Annotated in this window: 2 protein-coding genes; one reads left to right on the forward strand and one right to left on the reverse strand. The window is 63.4% G+C overall.

Annotated features, from left to right (window positions below; genetic code table 11):
* Positions 1–37 precede the first annotated feature (37 nt).
* A complete protein-coding gene (locus ACZ6A9_RS32485) occupies positions 38–451 on the reverse strand; it encodes a hypothetical protein (protein WP_468993299.1) in 414 nt (137 codons plus the stop codon).
* Positions 452–944: 493 nt separating this feature from the next.
* Between ACZ6A9_RS32485 and ACZ6A9_RS32490 the strand changes: the two genes are divergently transcribed.
* On the forward strand, positions 945–2,168 hold the full coding sequence (locus tag ACZ6A9_RS32490) for an MFS transporter (protein WP_468993302.1): 1,224 nt from the start codon (positions 945–947) through the stop codon (positions 2,166–2,168).
* Positions 2,169–2,739: the final 571 nt, after the last annotated feature.

Consider the following 2,739-nt stretch of genomic DNA (forward strand, 5'->3'; position numbering starts at 1 on the left):
TGATCTTGGTCGTGAACCCGTCTACCAGGAGCTTTCTTCATGTCCGCCGCCGGGGCCCGCAGCTCAACCACCCGTCAGGTTGGAAGGGGTTCAGTCGATGGCCAGTGGCGGAGCAGCAGAACGGGTCGCGCGAGTACGACAAGGTCATGTGGAAGGAGTAGACCTTCAAGATGCCGACATGGGCGAGGATCTTGCCCTCATCGCCCCAGCCCACCCGGGCCTGAGCACCGGGAACGACCTCGAACCGCCGGTGCATACCCGCCAGCTCGCCCGGGCTGATGCCCAGTTCCTCCGCGATCCGGGGGCGGGCCTCCTGAAGGTAGAGCTTCACTCGCTGGTAGTTGATGGTGACCCCGTAGTCCTGGACCAGGCGCTCGTGGATCACTCTTCCCTTGAGCAGGATCTCGGACCTGAGTATCGCGTCGATCAGCGGCGCTACCTCGTCCACCACCAGTCGAGGGCGCTGACCTGCTACTTCTCTCTTCGGTGGGCGCTGCCGAAGCGGGGTCCTTGAGGTACTTGCCGACTGTCCGGCGGTTCAGTCCGGTCTCCTTCGCGATCTCCCTCAGAAGCCGTATCTCAACCGATCGTGGAACGGGCGGGTCGAACCGGTTTCAAGCCGGGGTGATCTTCCCGTTGTGCGCGTATGAAGGCAGGGTTATTCGTTAGCTCGGGGATGCGAATTTAACCGAGCAGTGCCGGGAGGCCCTGGTGTCGTTGTTGCACGCGTCCAAGCCCGTTCAGTTCAACTCGGCAGCTCCGTCGTGTGATTGGCGCATGTGTACGGCAACGGGGCCGACCGTCCGAACCGGGAACGCCGGTATCCCTCGGACGTGTCGGACGTGGAAGCCGTTGTTGACGTCGCGAAACTGCCAGAAGGTGGCTCCTGTTCCTGCTGAAATATTGCTCACACTTCATGTGATGCCCAACACAGGACGGGATTCATGTCCACATCAACCACCACTTCCATCGACTCGCCTTCATTGCCGGCTCGATCACCGTTGGTATCGTGGCTGGCGGTGATTTCGGTGATGTTGGGGATCTTCTCGATCGTCACCACCGAGATCCTGCCGATCGGCCTTTTGACCTCGATTGGCTCGAGTTTCACCATCTCCGATGGAATGACTGGTCTGATGATGACCATGCCTGGTTTTCTGGCCGCGGTCTCGGCGCCCGTGGTAACTGTCGCCACAGGGCGCATCGATCGTCGGCTCATGCTGGGTACGTTTATTCTGTTGCTGGCATTGGCGAATTTCCTGGCCGCGGTTGCGCCGAGCTACTGGCTGGTCCTGGTCTCACGTGTATTGGTCGGGGTCACCATCGGTGGTTTCTGGTCCATCGGCGCGGGGCTGGCCGGCCGGCTGGTTCCTGCCGAATCGGTGGGCCGGGCAACCGCCGTGATCTTCTCCGCGGTGCCTCTCGGGTCCGTACTCGGAGTCCCGCTGGGTACGTTCATCGGAGACGTTGCGGGGTGGCGTACCGCGTTTCTTGTCATGGGGATTCTGACCCTCTGTGTCTTCGCCATGTTGCTCCTGGTGGTCCCGCCACTGCCGGCCGATGAGCCGACTCGTCTGAGTGCGCTCACGGGCATGCTCAGGAGTGTCAATACTCGGTTTGCCTTGGTGATGACGTTCCTTGTGGTGCTCGCCCACTTCGGTGCCTACACCTATGTCACTCCGTTCCTGGAGCAGGTGACTCATGTGAGCGCCGGGCTCATCACGGTCTATCTACTCGTGTACGGAGCTGCAGGAATTGCCGGGAACTTCCTGGGCGGATCGGCTGTGGCGCGGTATCCGACGGGCACCTTCGCAGCCGCCGCCCTGATGATCGCCGGCGCGACTGTGCTGCTCCCGGTGCTCGGCAAGGATGATCTCGGCGCCGTGGCCCTGCTGGTTGCGTGGGGCGTTGCCTACGGTGCCGTGCCTGTCTGCTCGCAGACCTGGTTCGCCAAGGCCTCACCCGATTCACCCGAAGCCTCTTCCGTGCTCTTCACCGCCTCGTTCCAGGCCACCATTTCCATCGGGGCGCTGGTCGGAGGCGTCGTGGTTGACCACTCCTCCCCATCCATGGTCATGACGCTCGCTGGCACAGCCGCTGCCCTGATGGTGCTGGTCGCCTGGTCCCACTGCGCCCGGAAGATCCCGTGGCCTGACCCGGCCAAGCCGTAAATAGCCGCATCTCAACCGACCTTGGAACGTGCGGTCGAACAGGGTTCCTGGTCGGGTGATCTTCCGGCGGTCCATGTATGAAGGCAGGGCTATGGTGCACCTTCATCCGTACGAGGTGGTGCGCGTTCGCTTGTACGCCGGCGGCTGATCTCGCCTGCACTCAGAACCATGTCTCCGCCGGCACAGGCCACGTGCTCGCTCCGCCGCGGCGCCAGCCGGAGTACACCATGCATATCGACCACGAAGGTGAACGGTTCGGCCGGCTCCGCCGCCGATTGCTCCACGATCCAGCCACGAAAGTCAGCCGCCGAGCCGATCCGACGCCCGCCGTCACCAGGCCGGACCGCAGCTTTCGACTCAACCGGTCAGACATACCGGTAACTCCGCCCCCACCCACTCACGTCAGCCAACCTGGAGCACTTCCGGGGATGATTGCCGGCCTTGCGGAGCGCGGCCGTTTGTCGGCCCGGGGCGCGCGTGCTCGTGGGTGTGTGGGGTGGTTTAGGTGAGGAGGGTGTGGAGTTGTGGGGTGCCGGGGCCGGTGACGTGTGGGAGTCCGGCGGTGCGGTGG

Source organism: Streptomyces sp. NPDC041124 (assembly GCF_055592385.1).

Excerpts from the sequence above, each read along its gene's own strand:
- ACZ6A9_RS32490 (WP_468993302.1), top strand. The coding sequence starts at position 945 with ATGTCCACATCAACCACCACTTCCATCGACTCGCCTTCATTGCCGGCT.